The organism is Ktedonobacter robiniae, from assembly GCF_016587375.1.
GTDB classification, from domain to species: domain Bacteria; phylum Chloroflexota; class Ktedonobacteria; order Ktedonobacterales; family Ktedonobacteraceae; genus Ktedonobacter; species Ktedonobacter robiniae.
Map to the genome: position 1 here is coordinate 455,103 of NZ_BNJG01000003.1, position 16,523 is coordinate 471,625.

Below are 16,523 nucleotides of genomic sequence, written 5' to 3' on the forward strand. Positions count from 1 at the left end.
GGTAATGCTGTTAACGCTCACACAGGTCGTGCGAGTGGTAAGGTCAACCAGAACGTGGTTCCCTGACCAGGGATGCTTTCAACCCCAATGCTGCCGTGATGACATTCGAGGAGTGCCCGGCACAGGTAGAAGCGTAACCCTAAACTCAAATCCAGTTCCTGCTGAACCGAACTGCCCTTTCCCCGGTAGAAGCGATCCCAGAGGCGAACCTGCTCTTCAAGAGGGATACCTGGCCCTTCGTCATGGACCGAGACGCGGGCCATCTGCTCCTCTTCTCGCACCTGGATGGTCAGGGGGCGCTCCGCTGGGGAAGAGGCGAGGGCCGTGGCCAGGTAGACGGTGAGCACCTGGATGATACGCCCGGCATCAACGAGGACGGGGATGCTGGGTTCGGGTGTCAGATTTTCGAGCTTGATCGCCCGTTCGGGCACGGACTCCTGCTGCTTCGCCACGGCTTGTTTGACCAGCATGAGCAGATCACAGGGAGCGAGCGTGAGATCCAGTTGCCCGACCTGGATACGCGCGTCATCGATCATATCCTGCACCATGCGCTCTTGCAGCCGGACGCTCTGCTCGGCGGCTTCCAACGACTGCCTGGTCTGTTCAAGGCGCGCACTCGTGCTCTCGAACTGTTGGGAAAGCTCGCTCTGTAACCGCTCTAAGCGACGCTGAGCTAATTGCACATTGCCCTTGATCCCCGTCAGCGGGGTGCGCAATTCATGGCCGGCCAGCGCCAGGAAGTCGCTGCTCAACCGATCCACTTCGGAGAAGACCAGTTCTCTGGCCTGTTTCCCCAGGTATGTTTGCAAGGAGCTCAGACATTCAACGAACAGCCGGACGTGCTCTGCGACCGTTCTCACGAGATCGATCTCCTCCTGGGTATACTCACCCTCCCACTGGTGTTTGTGGATCACAAGCATCCCAGCCAGATTCTGCTTCCAGAACAGGGGAAGCACCAGGAGGTTCGCGTTCCCCAGTTCCTCAGGATACCCGGTCGGAATGTGGAAGCAACTTGATGCGAGAACCACGTCCTGATTGGCCTGGAGACGAGCAAGTACGGTTTCGTCAAAAAAATCGGCGAAGCGAAAGCGCTCACTCGTCGCCCGGAAGAAGTGTTCTCGCTCTGCGGTGAAACCGCTCCCCACTACATACGCTAGGCTCAGAGCGCGAAAGGCGGCCAGGCTCACACACCAGCACGCCAGGACCTGGCTAATGACATCCACGAGCTGTTGGTTGACAAAGAGTACTGGAGGAGAAAGAAGAAAGGTTTCCTCAGAACCCTCTCCCTGCAATTGCTCAGGCAGCCGCGCGATGGCTTCGTTCAAGGCCATCAACGCTTCGTAGACCCGCTGCGTATGGAGGGCCTTTTGATAGTGGGGAGCTACTGGATGAAAGGCCGAGAGCACGCCGATCGGCCGCTGCTGTCCGTCGCGCACCAGTGAACAGCGCAGTTCCAGGCACGCCTTGTGCTGGGAAGGAAGAACAAGCACAAGGGTTTGCTCGTAGGGAAAGAACGCGGCTTCTTTCTTGAGGGTGGTCAGGTCCAGCAACCATGGGGGAAAGGAGAACGGTCGTTGCTGTTCGTCACACCATTCATACCGTTGGAAAAGCTGCTGAGCAGAGGTGCCGAGCCAAGCGTCAGAAGCTTGGGCCTCAAAGAGTGTCAGCGCCGCAGCATTCAGGAAGATGAGCTTCCCTGCCCGGTCCCACACCATGATGGCATCAGCAAGAGAGGCAAAATACACGTCGAGTTGTGGTGACAACTCCCGCTTTTGAAGCGTTGTTCGTGCTGTTCGCGGTGCGTTCTGACCCATCTCGCCCCTCCTTTGTGGACGCGAGTGCACAGGCAACGAGGAAGCAAAAAGGCACAGAAGGAATCCTCCAATGCAGGAGAAAAAGATGGCATGCTCATCAAGCTCCACTATTCTTCCCTGTCTCTTTTCATGGTAGCATTGAGGAAAAATCGGGGATGTCTGTAGCCTGAGCAAACGCGCCGAGATCTCGGAGAAACAACTTTGGAATCAACAGGCTCTTTCGCGCATTAATCCTCGCTAGAAGCGGCTTGTTGCACACTCATCATGTCAATTGATGGCAGCGCCCGCGACATCGATCCGGCTTGTGAGCCCGTCAGCCGACCAGGTGTGCGTTCTATTTGGCGACACAGATGAGGCAACTGGGGTGTGAGAAACGGTGCGCAGACGGGAAGCGGACGAGCGAGCGTGTCCACAAAAATCGAGTTGGTGATAGCGGTGGGTATCCATGCTCCAGCCGCTATCATCGGCTCCGATGACGTGCCTGGCGTGGCTTTCCACAGTCAGGCCTCCTACCTCGTGGGAAGGGTGACCGTAAAGGTCGACCCTTTTCCGACTTCGCTCTCCACCGTGATGGTTCCCCCATGGTGCTTGACGATCTCGGCGACAATGTAGAGTCCCATGCCCAGGCCGGGGATCGCCTTCTGCTTGGGACCAGTGACCCGATAGAAGCGCTCAAAAATCTTGTCGCGCTGCTCGCGCGGGATGCCCAGGCCATGGTCGGTCACCCGGATCGTGACTGTCTCAGCGGAGGCGGAGAGATCCATCTCAACGGTCTGGGCATCGGGCGAATACTTGATGGCATTGCTAATCAGGTTGGTGAAGACCTGTCCCAGACGGTCTCGATCCCCCAGCAGGTTAATCTGCACGGCACCACGGACGAGGATGCGATGGCTGGGATGGGTTTGCTGCATGGTCTCGGCAATCTCCCGCAGCAAGGCGTCGAGGTCCACCGTCTCCTGCCGGTACTCCAGCCTGCCCGCCTGGATTTTGGAGACATCCAGCAACTCTTCCACCAGCCGGTTGACTTTGTTGATTTGCGCCTCCATGCGAGCAAGAGCCGGAAGCTGATCCTGGGTGCCTTGCTTGGTCAGTTGCCGGTGCAGCAAGGAGGCCTGCATTTTCAAGGCGGCGAGGGGGTTTTTGAGTTCATGGCTGGCCATGCTGATAAAGGCATCCTTGCGTCGTTCCAGTTCCTTGCGTGCCGAGTTATCCAGCACAAAGCTGATGATCTGGCGCGGTTGCTCCTGGAAGAGGACACCTCCCACCAACACCGGCAGGTAACTCCCATCTTTACACTTCACCTCGACTTCAAAAGGCGTGTGCTGCCCGTATGTGAGTAACTCCTGGCGCGCGTGCTCGAAGAGGGGTGCCTGTTCTGGGGAAATGATCTTCTCTCTAATCACCGCTCCGCTCCGCATCTCCTCTCGGGTATAGCCGGTCATATGAACCCAGGCATCATTACCTTCCACCAGGGCTTCCTTCTCCCCTTCAACAGAAACAATCCCAATAATATTGGAGTCGATGAGAGCGCGAATGCGCTCCTGGCTTTCTCGCAAGGCTTTCTCGATACGCTTTTGGTCCTCAATGTCGGTACAGGTCCCAAACCATCTGACGATCTGGCCTGCTTCATCACGCATCGGAAGGGCACGGACTAAAAACCAGCGATATTCCCCAGTCTGAGCATTTCTCAGACGCTGTTCGTGCTCATACATGGCTCCCGTCTCCAGGGCATGCTGAATACAAGCTCGATTGCTTTCCCAATCATCAGGATGCATGAACGGGAGCTGATCCCATCGGTCGCTTTGTATTTGCTTGAGCGTTAATCCGGTGTAGTCACACCAGTGCTGGTTGGTGTACTCGTGTTGGCCATTGGGCCGTGTTACCCAGACGAGCTGTGGCACGGTTTCGGCCAACACCCGAAAGCGTTCTTCACTCTCTTTCAGCCTTTGTTCCGTTTGTTTCTGCTCCTCGATATCGGTGCAGGTGCCAAACCACTTGAGGATCTGGCCTGCTTCATCGCGCACAGGCATCCCACGAGCTAAGAACCAGCGATACCCTCCTGTTTGGCCCTCTTTGAGACGATATTCGATCTCATAGGCTTCACCCGAAGCGAGCGCATGATGCCAGACCCTGAGGGTGTGCTGATAATCGTCAGAGTGCAAAAACTGGCTCCATCCATGGCCTGATGCTTGTTCGGGAGAGGAGCCGGTATAGTCATACCACCGTTGATTCCAGTACTCAACCAGGCCCTCCGGCGACGTCATCCACACCAACTGCGGTACGGTTTCGGCCAGGATACGCCAGTTCTGCTCGCTGGTTTTGATCCTCTCTGCTGCCTGTTTCTGTTCCTCAATATCGGTGCTGGTGCCAAACCATTTGACAATCTGGCCTGCGTCATCACGCACCGGGAGGGCGCGTGCCAAGAACCAGCGATAGGTCCCGGTCGTGCCATGGCGCAGACGCATTTCCGTTTCACACACTCCGTCGCCCTGGATGGCGCGCTGCCGCATGGAGCGGACGCGTTGCCGATCCTCCGGATGCAGACACTGTATCCATCCATCCCCCTGGGTCTCTTCGGGGCTCAGGCCGGTATAGTCACACCAGCGTTGGTTATGATAATCTACATAACCGTCTGGTCGCATGGTCCAGACCAACTGAGGGATGGCATCGATGAGGGCATGGATTTCCGCTTCTGCACGCTTGCGCGCGGTAATGTCGATGGCAACCATGACGAGATAATCAACGTGGTGCTTCGCATCCAGGTGGGGGGTGATCGCCTCTTCCAGGTGAATTTCCATGCCTTCCCTGGGGTGAATGGTGATCCCAAAACGCACTGTTTCGCCCTTGTTGGCTCGCGCGATGGCGGCACGGAATTGCGCTTGACTGGCAGGAGAAAAGAACCACCAGGGATCTTCGACCAGGGATTTGCCAACAATCTCCTCGCGTCGGATCTGCGCATCGTCTAACGGGACCTCATTCAGGTCCAACACGATCCCCTCGGGCGTCAGAATCATGAACCCAGCATGTAAGGTATTCAGGACATCCATGTAGAGGGACTCGCGCTCGGGGACTATCTCCTGGCGGTGGGCGGGTCCCCCCATCTCGTGGAAATGCAAGGTGAGTCCCCCAAGGGTCGGAGAGAGATGGACCTGCAGCCAGGTCCCCGTCACGGGAGACACATATTGCACTTCGGTCAGTGCTCGGGTCTGTTTTGTCTCGCACACGGCTTGGTAGAGCGCGGTGCTCACCAGCTGTGGAGCGCTGCGCCAGAAGGTGTTTCCAACCAGGATCTCTGGTGCGACTCCGGTCAAGGCCTGTGCGCTTGCATTAGCATAGAGAATCGTTGCGGCATCATCGAGCACAAACAAGGCCTCAGGAAGAGTCTCAAGAATCGTAAGGAGCGTCTTATGAGACTCTGGCGTGAGACGCGTGAGTTGCGTTGTCTTCAACATACTGCGGTCAATCTCCCTTACACGTGTCCCCATCCCTGGCGGCGAAGCTGCGTCCCTGCTCTCACCTCAAGATGTTTAGTGAAATAATGCGCTTTTTTCAAGCAACAAGCAAACTGTACAATGGAGAATATTGGTGAAATTGCTCATCCTCTTCACGGGAATACCGACCTGCGCACAGCAATGAGACGTCAAGATCTCAGAAGCCTTCTGGGTAGGAGTATGTGTAGACCCGGTATCCCGATGCAAGCCCCCGGCTTCTAGCCGGAGGTCATTGCCGGGAGAGAGTATGATGTTTGTCATACGATGCTCTTATTGAGCACCATGGTTGTAGGAGAGCGCTTTTGCTGCACCGGGGTCATCCTTTGCTCCTGAGACGAGCAGTTCAGCAACCGATTGGAGCAGCGCTTCCAGTTCAAAGGGTTTCTGCAGCGTTTTAAGGTGCTTTTTGCTGCTGGCTTCTGGTGGCAGCACATCCGCACTCATCAAGAGGACAGGGATGTGTCCATGTTCTTCTCGACTCCTCAGCCAGTCCATCAGTTCCAGTCCACTCATCCCGGGGAGATGGTAGTCCAGGAGTACTAATGCAGGGACATCCGTTTGCAGGTGACGTTGCGCTATCTCTCCACTGAGGACATGGGAAGCCTCATAGGCCTCCTCATCCTGGAGCGCATCCAGCAGGATAGAGCCCAGGATGGGATCATCTTCGACGATGAGAATACGTTTGCTGCGCGCAGATCCATGATTTCCATATTGGCTCTTGTTCATCGCTGTTCCCTTTCTCTGTTTCTGGTGACCTCTTCCCGTGAGGTAGCCAGAGGTAATATGACGTGAAAGGTAGATCCTTTTCCTTTCTCGCTTTCGACCCGTATTGTTCCCCCATGATGCTTGACAATCTCCGCGACAATATATAAACCTATTCCCAGTCCCGGAAAGGCACACTGCTGGGGAGTCACCGCTCGGTAGAAGCGTTCAAAGATTCTCCCTTGCAGTTCTCGTGGGATGCCAATCCCATGATCGCGTACACTGATCGTGGCCGCCGAGGCCTCGGTGGTGAGTGCCACTTCGATCAGCGGGGCGTCTGGAGCATATTTGATCGCATTGCTGACCAAATTCAGAAACACCTGTGCAAGCCGATCTCGATCTCCGATGACGAGAGCAGGGGATGCGGCATGCTGGACCACAATGGTATGGGTCGTTTGCGTGGACTGGCTCACTTCAACGACTTCCTTCAGCCCCGCATTCAGATCGACCATCTCGTGCGCATATTCTAGCTTCCCGACCTGGATGCGCGAGAGGTCGAGTAACTCGTTGACCAGGCGGGTAATGGCACTCAGCTGTGTTTCCATGCGAGCACACACCACCCCACATTCGGAAGGTCTTGTTTCTCAAGCTTCTTGCGCAAGAGCTGTGTTTGCAGTTTCAAGGAGGCAAGAGGTGTCTTCAGTTCATGGCTGGCCATGCCCAAAAAGGCATCTTTACGCTGTTCCAACTCCCGGCGAGCGGAATCATCCAGAACAAAGCCAACCCCGTGCAGCACCCGGTCATGAAAGGCGATGCCTCCCATTAAGACGGGAAGACAACTGCCATCTTTACATATCAGTTCAGTCTCAAAGGGGGTTGTGCAGTGACGCACGATCACTTCCTGGTAGACCTGTTGGGAAAAAGAGGAAGCGGATGGGTGGGTCATGGTTGCCCAGCGGACGTTGCGCTGCTGCAGGTCTTCTTGAGTGTAGCCAGTCATGCGCAGAAACGTGGCATTGGCATCCACAATCTCATTGCCCTCGGCGCAAAAGATCCCGATCAGACTGGAGTTCATCAGCAGATTCACGCGTTCCTGGCTCTGGCGTAAAGTCTCTTCTGTCCGTTTCTGGTCATCGATATCCGTGCAGGTGGCCACCCACAGGACAATCTGCCCCGCTTTATTGCAGTGTGGGGCACCTCGTGATAAGAACCAGCGATACGCTCCCGTGCGTCCCTCTCTGAGGCGATACTCAAACTCATAGGGCTCACCTGTGACCAATGCCTGGCTCAGCAGTGCCGGGACGCGTTCTTTATCCTCTGGATGAAGGTTCGCAAACCAGATCTCTTGCTCAGAGAGGTTAGTGGTGTGAGGCTGCGCGTGCGGCCCGTCCTGGATGCGTGGAGCGTCATCGAGATGCTGAGCCTGAAACGCTTCCTGCTCCCTGGAGGGTTGGGGCAGCAAACGGCTATAGTCGCGCAAGCGTTGATTCACGTATGCGACGGAACCATCAGGTCGGATGAGCCAGGCAAATTGAGGAAGCGTATCAAGCAACGCAAGCTGCTCTTCTGCCATCTCTTGATTCTCTGTTCGTGGTTGCGGACGCTCTAGGAGCTCATGCATCTGTCCATCGCTTCCCGCTTGATGGGGAGGAACAGACGTTCTGCTGTATAGCTCGTGCTCTTGTTTCATCAGGAGCCTCCTTTTTGTTACTCCTTTTCGCCTTGATGGTTTTGTGCCGCTTTGGTTAGTACGTGTGATTTCCTTGTCTGCGTGCTTCATATTGTCTGCATAAATCGAGCCCAACAAGCGTTTGGATCACCTCTTCATAAGTGTGCTGGGTTCCGGGAATATATGCATAGATGCCATATACCAGCTGAGCTTGTTGCAAACGCTGTACTTCTTGACGATCGCTTTCAACAGATCCAAAGATTGGAGAACAGCAGGGTAGAGGTTGCATGTCTTTGATCCTCCTCTGTCTTATGCTTCAACGGTCCCATCTCTTTTACAAAGGAAATCTGCCATGCTACGAACGACTCTGAGTACTTTTTTTCTTCGGTTGTATAGACCATGCCATAATTTCCCTTTCACGTACCTCATCCCTGATGAAGAATCTCTTTTGCCCCGAGTGGGCAAAAGCACCATTCATCACGTCTCGCCAGCGTTTCTACTGGTGAATGATGTTCTGACCATCGGAGTATACTTCAATAAAGAGGGGAAAATCATCTGCCGAAAGAGACATTTTCAGAGAGCAATGACTACCGAGAATTGATACGAAAGTTATATCGCCCTGCTGGCCTTCTTTTGGCCGAGGAAGCTTCTGCGCAGGGAGAGAGCCTGGCAGAAGGTGATGCGACAGTGACAAGGCGCAGGGTCCTCCTCTATGTGTGACGGCAAGGCGTTTTCTCAAAGGATTGATAGGCTCGCTCCAACAAGGCAAAGGAAGATGTAGAAAGGGAAGAACGGTCATGGGCAAGAATATCCATGAACGCCATATTAAAGAGCCCGAGCCCATCCCACGCTCGTTTCCTCAACCCCTGCTTGCAACCAAGTTCCTTCTCCCGGCATCTTCCCATGAGATCATTGTTCGCCCTCACCTCCTGGCACTGCTCAATGCTGGCCTCCACCAACGCGTCATTCTCGTCTCTGCCACCGCGGGCTTTGGGAAAACCACACTCCTCGCAAGCTGGGTTCGTTCGTTTGCTCCAGGCCACCCACCAGTGGCCTGGGTGTCGCTTGACGCGGGCGATAATGTTCCCTTTCAGTTCTGGACCTACGTGCTGACGGCACTGGAACAGTGCCAGCCTGGGCTCTCGCGCCTCCCCTTTGCGGCACTCCACGATACCCTGCAACCTTCCTGGCAAGCAATGCTCACGGAGTTGATCAATGGCCTTGCCCAGCTGAGCGAACCCCTGGTGCTGGTGCTGGATAATTATGAGGAGATTACGGAGCCAGTGATCCATGCCCTGCTTGCCTCCCTGCTTAATCACCTACCACCTACCCTGTGTGTGGTGCTCTCGACACGGACGGATCCCCCTTTTTCCCTGACGCGGTTGCGCACTCAGGCACAGGTCCTGGAATTACGCACCGAGCAGTTGCGCGCGACCAGAGAGGAGGAGACCGCCTTTCTCCACGACGTGATGAACCTTCGGGTTTCCGAGCAGGACATCCAGAAAGTGGGCGCACGCATACAGGGCTGGTGGGCGGCCATGCAACTGGCGGCGCTCGCCTTCAAAGGGCAGGCACCTCCGAAAGATCTGCTCCGTGCGTTGCAGGGGAACCAGCCCGCTCTGTTCGAGTACCTGGTGCAGGAGGTGCTGAATCGCCAGCCAGAGCAGGTGCAGAATTTCCTCCTGCGAACGTCTATCTTACCCCGCCTGTGCAACTCCCTGTGTAATGCTGTCCTGGAGCAGCAGGACAGCCAGCTCTTCCTGGAGAAAGTAGAGCGGTCCAATCTCTTTCTGAGTCTCCTTGATGAGCAGCGCCAGTGGTACGCCTACCATCCCCTCTTTGCCGAGGTACTGCGCGCTCGATTGGAGCAGACCTCCCCCACCGAGGTGCCGCTTCTGCATCTGCGGGCCAGTCAGTGGTATGCGGCACAGCAGATGCGCAGCGAAGCGATCCAGCATGCGCTGCAGGCGCACGAGTGGTCCTGGGCCGCGTGCCTGATGGAGCAGATCCCCAGTCAGCACATTTGGGGTCGGCTCAGGGACGCGTTGCTCCTTTCCTGGATTGAGCAACTCCCTCGCGAGGTCGTGCGTGAGCGACCTCGTTTATGCCTGACCTCTGCCCAGGGCCTGTTCTGGATCGCTCCACCAGGGGTCACCGAAAGCTGGTTGCGCGATGCCAGAAGCGCCTGGGCACGAGTCCATTTGCGGGAAGAACAGACAGGCCGAGTGCGAGGCAAGCACGAACCAGAGGCACCGACGTCGCTTCTGGGGGAAATCGCCGCCTTGCAGGCCATCATTGCGAGTTCCTATCATGGGGATGCAGGAGCAACACAGGCCTTCTGTCAGGAAGCGCTGACCCACCTTGAAGGGCAGCAATGGGCGGCACGGCTCCAGGAGAGGTTTGCCCAGGCTCGGGCGAACATTTCTGAGGGGGATTTCGAGCGGGCGATGCGGCAAGTGCAGGTCGCATGGAGCCGGGTCAAAGCGGAGGGAGATCTCGTGCTCGAGAGTGTCTACTGGTACGAGGCAGTATGGGAAAGAACAATAGCGGGTAAATTGCACCAGGCATGGCAATGGAGCCAGCAGGCGATCCACATGCTCCACACCTTTGAGGAGCCCCAACCAACTCTGCTGTGCTGGCCCTATGCCTTTCATGCAAGGATCTTGCATGAATGGAACCGATTAGAGGAAGCCCAGAGCCTGGCCGAACAGGCGATCCAGTTGGGCGAACAGACCGAAATGCTGGCGTTTTTACCGTTCGGCTATACCATCTTGCTGCAGCTTGCCCTCTCGCAAGAGCGATGGGAGGAAGCCAGAAACGTCTCGCAACAATTAGCATACGTCGGGCGGATTATGGCATCACCCTATTGCACAGCGCTCTGGAGCTGCGTCGATCAGATGCGTTTCTGGCTGGCATGTGGCGATCTGGAACAGGCGCGACGCTGGGCGAGGGGTCTGCTGCGGGAAGCGCCGCTGGCTTCTTCTCTGGCGCGGGAAAAACAGGGCATTGCGTTCGTCCACCTGTTGCTTGCTGAATCCCAGCCGGAATATGCCTTGCACCTGCTTCTCCCCCTGGTAGAACGGGCAATAGCCACGCAGCGGTGGTACAATGTGCTGGAAATGTGGCTCTTGCAGGCGCAGGCGTACCATATGCTCCAGCAGCAGCGAGAGGCATTGGCACTGCTTTCGCAGGCCGTGCATCTAAGCGCGCCCGAAGGCTACATCCGTCGCTTTGTGGACGAAGGACCACTCATGGCTATATTACTCTCCCAACTTAGAGAACAGGGACAGCAGGAGGAAGATCTGCCGTATCTGGAGACACTCTTGCACGCGTTCAAACCGCGGCCGAAAGCCCAACCAGGCCGTCTGAAAAACGAACCACCCCCAACACTGATAGACCCGTTGAGCACGCGTGAACAGGAAGTGTTGCACCTGCTCGCACGCGGTGCTTCGAACCAGGAGATTGCGGAAAAATTGGTGGTCGCAGCCGGTACGATTAAGCACCATGTGAGTAATATCCTCAGCAAACTCGATGTCGCCAATCGCACCCAGGCGGTGGCACGAGCGCGAACTCTTGGCCTTCTTTCCACCGGGGAGTAAGCCTCCTGCCTGCAAAAAACGCGCCCCCGGCTTTTCCGGTTGCTGTCTTTCTTATTGAGTTAGAGAGGCAAACTCGAGAAAACCGGAAAGCAGGAGAAGATCTATGACCTTACACTCACAAAACGACTTTTTTATCCCCGAGGAAACCGCCGAGGACACGGGCGGCCTATCCGAAAGGCAATCCCTACCTGAAATTGTATGACGCCCTTGGAACCCTGTATCAGGATCAATCGTTTGTCCACCTGTTTCTTAACAATGGGCGACCTGCTCAAGCTCTGTGACGACTTGCCTTGATCACAATCCTTCAGTTTCTGGAAGAATTGCCAGATCGTCAAGCAGCCGATGCAGTTCGCGGACGGGTTGATTGGAATTATTTGCTTGGGCTGTCCTTGGATGATCCAGGGTTTGATTTTACTCTCAGCTGTTGAGTTCTGCCGTGTCAGGTTTTGCTTCCGCTATCGTCTGGAGTGGCGTGTCCGCCGCAAATGGTTTGCCCAAGGGATCGAGCAGTTCAATACAGTCGAGTCAATACGAATCGGAAACAAAACAGGCTGATTTCCTTTCCGCTGTCTCTCTTTTTCCATTGCTTGTCTTTTATAGATTTTACCTATGAATCTTACCAGAATTATCTATTGGACATATGCATAGTGAGAATCTTATACTGAAATAACTACAGTGTATGCAAAAGCATCTATTCAAACCCTCATAGGAGACCTCTATGCCCTCTAGCTATGAACAAGACACCGGATCACATATCAATGTCACTCTCTCTTCACCTGTAACCTCTACACACGAAGCACATTATTCGACCGACGTGATCAGCGCAAGCAGTGAGATTCTATCCCCTTCAGTCAATAAATGGATCATTCTGGCTCTGGCCGCCTCGTCCAGCTTTATGACGACGCTTGATGGCTCTATTATCAATATTGGTTTACCTACTATCGCGCGTACCTTCCATACCGGCATCAGTGGATCTACTGAGTGGATCATCATTGGTTATCTCGTCATCATTGCCGCGACCCTGCTTACCTTTGGCCGGCTGGCTGATATCCTTGGGCGCAAACCTATTTTCCTGGCGGGACTGGCTATTTTTGTCCTGGGATCAGCGCTCTGCGGACTGGCGCCCTCGCTGCTCTTTCTCATCATCGCGCGTCTCTTCCAGGGCATCGGCGGTGCGCTTGTATTCTCCGTTAATATCGCTATGATTACCAGTACCTTTCCTGGTAACAAGCGGGGACTGGCCCTGGGGCTGAACGCGGTTGTGGTCTCGCTGGGAGTCGCCCTGGGACCTACCCTTGGGGGCATTATTACGCAGTACCTGACCTGGCGCTGGATCTTCTATGTCAACGTTCCCGTTAGCCTGCTCATTATCCTTGCTGGCTGGCGCTTTTTTTATGAGCCACACCCCAAGGGCAAGCGACACGAGCGTTTCGATCCCTTGGGCGCACTGGTACTGGCTATCGCTCTTGCTTCACTGACCCTGGGCCTCTCCTTCGGCCAGGAGTGGGGCTGGACCTCTACCGCTACCTTTCTTACCTTTGGCACAGGGATTATCATGCTGGGCCTGGGCATCCTGATCGAGTCACGCGTGGCTCATCCCATCTTAAACCTGGAACTGCTGACCAATCGCACTTTTGTCTTCGCCAACATTAGCTTTATGCTCTGTATGATGGCCCTCTTCGCGCCTGGCTTCCTGCTCCCCTTTTACTTTGAGCAGTTGCGCGGCTTCTCGACAATCCAGACTGGCCTCTTGCTTACGCCACTGCCACTCACCTTCGCCTTCGCGGCTCCCCTCAGTGGCACAATGGCGGACCGCCTGGGATCACGCTGGCTCTCGCCTATTGGCCTGACTATCGCCTGCTTTGGCCTCTTCTTGCTCAGCCAGATGAACGCGCAGAGCTCCCTCTGGGATATTCTCTGGCGCCTCGCCGTGACCGGCATTGGCCAGGGCATCTTTCAGTCGCCTAACACACGCACTATGATGGGCGCGGCTCCCCTCCACGCGCAGGGTGAAGCATCTGGCCTACTGGCGACTGCACGCGTGATCGGCCAGAGCCTGAGCGTTGCCCTGACTGGCACGGTCTTTGCCGCCCTGGGTGGTACGCTTGCGGGCACACTGCTCTCCTCGCCCCAGGCCCACAACTTCTCGCCAGCCCACATCGAGGCCCTACAACACACCTTTGAGCAGGGCTTTCACGCAGCCTTCCTCGTCTGCGCTGGCTGCGCCGCCATCGGCATCTTCACCGCCCTGGCCCGTGGTAACCGGTAATTATCTTAAAGCAAAAGCTTCTGCCTCCATTACATTCTAAAGGAATACAGACGAGAGATGGAGAGATCAGTTCTCTCCATCTCTCGTCTGTATTCAAACACTGATACTGAGGCTCACCATTAAAAGCGAACCGCAGGATCCACTTTTTGTGTGAGGTTTATTTCATTCAGCTCGATATGAAGGCATCGCTGCACGGCATCGTAGCGCCAGCTTGCCTCACTCTCTTGAGAAAACAGCTATGGGTTCAGCAGAGACTGAGCGAATTCCAGTCGTATTCGTTGATAGTCGGGAACAAACGTTCCCTCCTGCTCGCTTATTACGACGTGGATGTTTTCATCCTCGACTACACAGGTAATCGTGCACCGGGCGTAAACGCCATCTTTCGCTACATCCATCGCCCACCCCACTACCCGGCGTGAGAAGAGATCTACAATCGCGGCCACGTAGAGCCAGCCCTCGACAGTGGCGACCGCTTTGGTATCGGTAACCCAACGCGTATTGGGCTGTTCCACCTCAAATTCCCGGTTCAGAAGATTGGGAGCAAAGCGTCCCATTGGATCACTCTTGGTGGTGGGCTTGTGCTTGCGCTTAACGTGTGCGCTGATCCCTAACTGCTGCATCAGCCGCTAAAACCGCTTGCGGGAAGTTTGCACTCCTCGTTCTTTGAGGGCTGCATAAATAGGTGGACTGCCGTAGACCTGCCGATGCTCCAAGAAAATATGGTGAATTTGGGCAGCCAGCCTGGCATCTTCTCGGCAATGCTGGGAAACCTGACGGGTTTTCCCCGCATAATAGCCGCTCTCTGAGACGTCAAGCACATTGCAGAGCAACATGATCGAGTAGGTATTCTGCAATAATCAGCTGAACCATTCCCCCTCCAACAGATTGAACACCCGCAGCCCGATATGTCTCGCTCATGTGTCCTTAGATTCTCCCAACTATTGTCCCCTCACCGGCAAGCTGAACAGTAATACCTTTATACCATAGGATTGGGAGAAGATGCCCCAAGATTATCGATTCTGAATGCCTGGCTGACCCATCAGCAGTCTCCTTTTGTTTGCCTTTGCTTGAAAAGCTTAATGGTCATTTCGCTACTTTGTATATACAATTTATTTTAATAGGCATATATAGTTTGATACGCAATAATATATTAGGACTATTGGTAATAAGCACCAGTGATGAGCCAAAATCAGCGGGAAATGCGGGTCTGGCTTAAATTTGGTGAACAATGAGCTAGCTTATTTATTGTTATCTTCCATGTTTGAGCTCAGGTTTTGACTTCTTGCTGCCTATTGAAGATGTTATCACCAAATTTGACAGTACTGGCAAGCTATCAAAAGCCAGATGACAAAGCTAGGCAAAGGATGAATCACCACTATAATTGCGGAAAAATCAATTTTCTTGCACAAACGCTGGTGTAGGCGCACCCTAGAGCGTTCTCGGAAAGAGAAACAACAAACACATCAATGAATCGTTCAGAATAGAGGGCAGCAGATTCATGAAGGAAAGTCTCTCAAGTTGCGCCTCACAGATACGTACAGTATGGCAAAGGGGCAGCCATTCGCTGCCCCTTTGCCATACCTGGAGGCGGCTACCTATATTGCATTGGTAGAGCCCAATCTGCAGAAGCCGCCGGAGCGAGCGCAGCAGCAAAGGAAATGATCGCTTGCAGCATACACAGCGGCAGTATTCCCATCCAAATTGTGCTCCCGTATGCTTTCCCTGATGGCAAACAGACGGCGTCAACAAACTCTCATACTGCCACGTCTAAGACCTGAGGAAAATCAGCAGGTCTGCATTGAACTGCTGCTTGTGTGTACACATGAGACCATGGGGGGCGCCCGGATAGACCTTTAAAGTCGCACCCTTGATAAGCTTGGCGGAGAGCAGGGCCGAGTCACCTATCGACACAATCTGATCATCATCGCCATGGATGATCAGAGTAGGGACGTCAAACCACTTGAGGTCTTCGGTCTGGTCGGTCTCAGAGAAGGCCTTAATCCAGTCGAAGGCCGCCTTGAGGCCTACCTGCATCGACCAGAGCCAGAACATGTCCAGAACACCTTTGCGAGACTTTGGAGTCGGGACGATTGGCCCCATAGAAGGGGGCGCTCAGATCCTTATAGTACTGCGAGCGGTCCCCTGTGATGCTCGCACGGAACTGGTCGAAGAGCTCGATGGGCAGACCACCCGGATCAGCGGCCAGCCATGGCTGAAGACCACGGGCTGACCCGTACCCCAGTCTTTAATCTTTGTAGAAGATCGTGGTTCCATCTTGAGTGGTGATGATGCTTGTACTCATCGGGTAAAATTCTCCTTTTAGATTCAATCACACTATCACTCTTTCTGAGCAACCACACAGGTTTCCAATGGCTTCTTTCAAAAGGGATTAAGAAGGAAATAGCTAGCAAAGGCCCTACGAACAGTTGCTGCTCGATAAATATATCCTCCTCTCCCTCATTACCAAGCCAGCCAGGGATGAGAGCGGTAGAGCATTGTCTTTGTCCCTCTCAGCCTCCATCACCTGATAGAGAACCTCTATCAGGCAGAGACGACCTTGTTGGCCGCTTCCAGGATCACTTGAATCACCTTCCTCAGGGTATGACAGAAACAGAACATGCCTCGACGCAATCTCGCGCACCGTTGCTTGGCTCCGTTGCGCCATCCAGTGATGCTGATTCGGGTGGGTTATCCGATCTTGGAAACCAAACAGCCGCCACGCGGAAAGCGCTTTTCACGCTGGCTGCTTGGCGGTGGTGTATGAAAGATACTGGCATTGGGTAACATTTGAGAGACCGCCAGCGCTCGCGCCTCTACAGAGTCAATGCCGTTGGCAAAATGAACATCGAGATAGAAGACTAGACCTACCACTCCTGATATATGATTAGCCGCCTCAGAAATAACACAGTCATCATACGATTGATCCACCGTAGTATCGGCCCTTCTAAGGCTGTGCACAGTTGACGCGTAACGGCTACG

12 protein-coding genes and 1 pseudogene are annotated in these 16,523 nt (G+C 54.6%); 3 read left to right on the forward strand and 10 right to left on the reverse strand.

Translation table 11 applies throughout. The features are described from left to right. Nucleotides 1–17: 17 nt before the first annotated feature. The 6 genes from JMJ04_RS34535 to JMJ04_RS34560 all read right to left on the reverse strand — a co-directional run bounded on the left by JMJ04_RS34535 (nt 18) and on the right by JMJ04_RS34560 (nt 7,697). A complete protein-coding gene (locus JMJ04_RS34535; RefSeq protein ID WP_201374919.1) occupies nt 18–1,814 on the reverse strand; it encodes an ATP-binding protein in 1,797 nt (598 codons plus the stop codon). 267 nt (nt 1,815–2,081) lie between these two features. Beyond that, nucleotides 2,082–2,312, reverse strand: coding sequence for a hypothetical protein (locus JMJ04_RS34540; RefSeq protein WP_201374920.1), 231 nt, complete (start codon nt 2,310–2,312; stop codon nt 2,082–2,084). A gap of 11 nt (nt 2,313–2,323) precedes the next feature. Further along, on the reverse strand, nt 2,324–5,266 hold the full coding sequence (locus JMJ04_RS34545; protein WP_201374921.1) for a PAS domain-containing sensor histidine kinase: 2,943 nt from the start codon (nt 5,264–5,266) through the stop codon (nt 2,324–2,326). A 309-nt stretch (nt 5,267–5,575) separates the two neighbouring features. Then, a complete protein-coding gene (locus tag JMJ04_RS34550) occupies nt 5,576–6,031 on the reverse strand; it encodes a response regulator (protein WP_201374922.1) in 456 nt (151 codons plus the stop codon). Next, on the reverse strand, nt 6,028–6,612 hold the full coding sequence (locus JMJ04_RS34555; RefSeq protein ID WP_201374923.1) for a sensor histidine kinase: 585 nt from the start codon (nt 6,610–6,612) through the stop codon (nt 6,028–6,030). The genes JMJ04_RS34550 and JMJ04_RS34555 overlap by 4 nt, the downstream gene beginning before the upstream one ends. Beyond that, nucleotides 6,597–7,697 (reverse strand): PAS domain-containing protein, encoded by a 1,101-nt coding sequence (locus JMJ04_RS34560; protein ID WP_201374924.1) that lies wholly within the window; start codon nt 7,695–7,697, stop codon nt 6,597–6,599. The genes JMJ04_RS34555 and JMJ04_RS34560 overlap by 16 nt, the downstream gene beginning before the upstream one ends. A 776-nt stretch (nt 7,698–8,473) precedes the next feature. Here JMJ04_RS34560 and JMJ04_RS34565 point away from each other — a divergent pair. The 3 genes from JMJ04_RS34565 to JMJ04_RS34575 all read left to right on the forward strand — a co-directional run bounded on the left by JMJ04_RS34565 (nt 8,474) and on the right by JMJ04_RS34575 (nt 13,544). Then, nucleotides 8,474–11,275, forward strand: coding sequence for a winged helix-turn-helix domain-containing protein (locus JMJ04_RS34565; RefSeq protein WP_201374925.1), 2,802 nt, complete (start codon nt 8,474–8,476; stop codon nt 11,273–11,275). A 290-nt stretch (nt 11,276–11,565) separates the two neighbouring features. Next, nucleotides 11,566–11,703 (forward strand): transposase, encoded by a 138-nt coding sequence (locus tag JMJ04_RS49140; protein WP_201374926.1) that lies wholly within the window; start codon nt 11,566–11,568, stop codon nt 11,701–11,703. Between the two features lie 290 nt (nt 11,704–11,993). Beyond that, entirely contained in the window at nt 11,994–13,544 is a 1,551-nt protein-coding gene (locus JMJ04_RS34575) for an MFS transporter (protein ID WP_236038776.1), read from the forward strand. Nucleotides 13,545–13,780: 236 nt separating this feature from the next. On the opposite strand, the gene JMJ04_RS34580 is transcribed toward JMJ04_RS34575, so the two are convergent. The 4 genes and pseudogenes from JMJ04_RS34580 to JMJ04_RS47390 form a co-directional block, all read right to left on the reverse strand. Next, nucleotides 13,781–14,164 carry a DUF5110 domain-containing protein gene (locus tag JMJ04_RS34580; protein WP_201374927.1) on the reverse strand — a complete coding sequence of 128 codons (384 nt, stop codon included), beginning with the start codon at nt 14,162–14,164 and terminating at the stop codon, nt 13,781–13,783. A 6-nt stretch (nt 14,165–14,170) separates the two neighbouring features. Further along, nucleotides 14,171–14,377 carry an IS3 family transposase gene (locus JMJ04_RS49145; protein ID WP_420799562.1) on the reverse strand — a complete coding sequence of 69 codons (207 nt, stop codon included), beginning with the start codon at nt 14,375–14,377 and terminating at the stop codon, nt 14,171–14,173. Between the two features lie 934 nt (nt 14,378–15,311). Further along, nucleotides 15,312–15,744 (reverse strand): annotated as a pseudogene (locus JMJ04_RS47380) (alpha/beta fold hydrolase); the annotation flags it as partial. 488 nt (nt 15,745–16,232) lie between these two features. After that, nucleotides 16,233–16,472 carry a hypothetical protein gene (locus JMJ04_RS47390; RefSeq protein ID WP_236038782.1) on the reverse strand — a complete coding sequence of 80 codons (240 nt, stop codon included), beginning with the start codon at nt 16,470–16,472 and terminating at the stop codon, nt 16,233–16,235. Nucleotides 16,473–16,523: the final 51 nt, after the last annotated feature.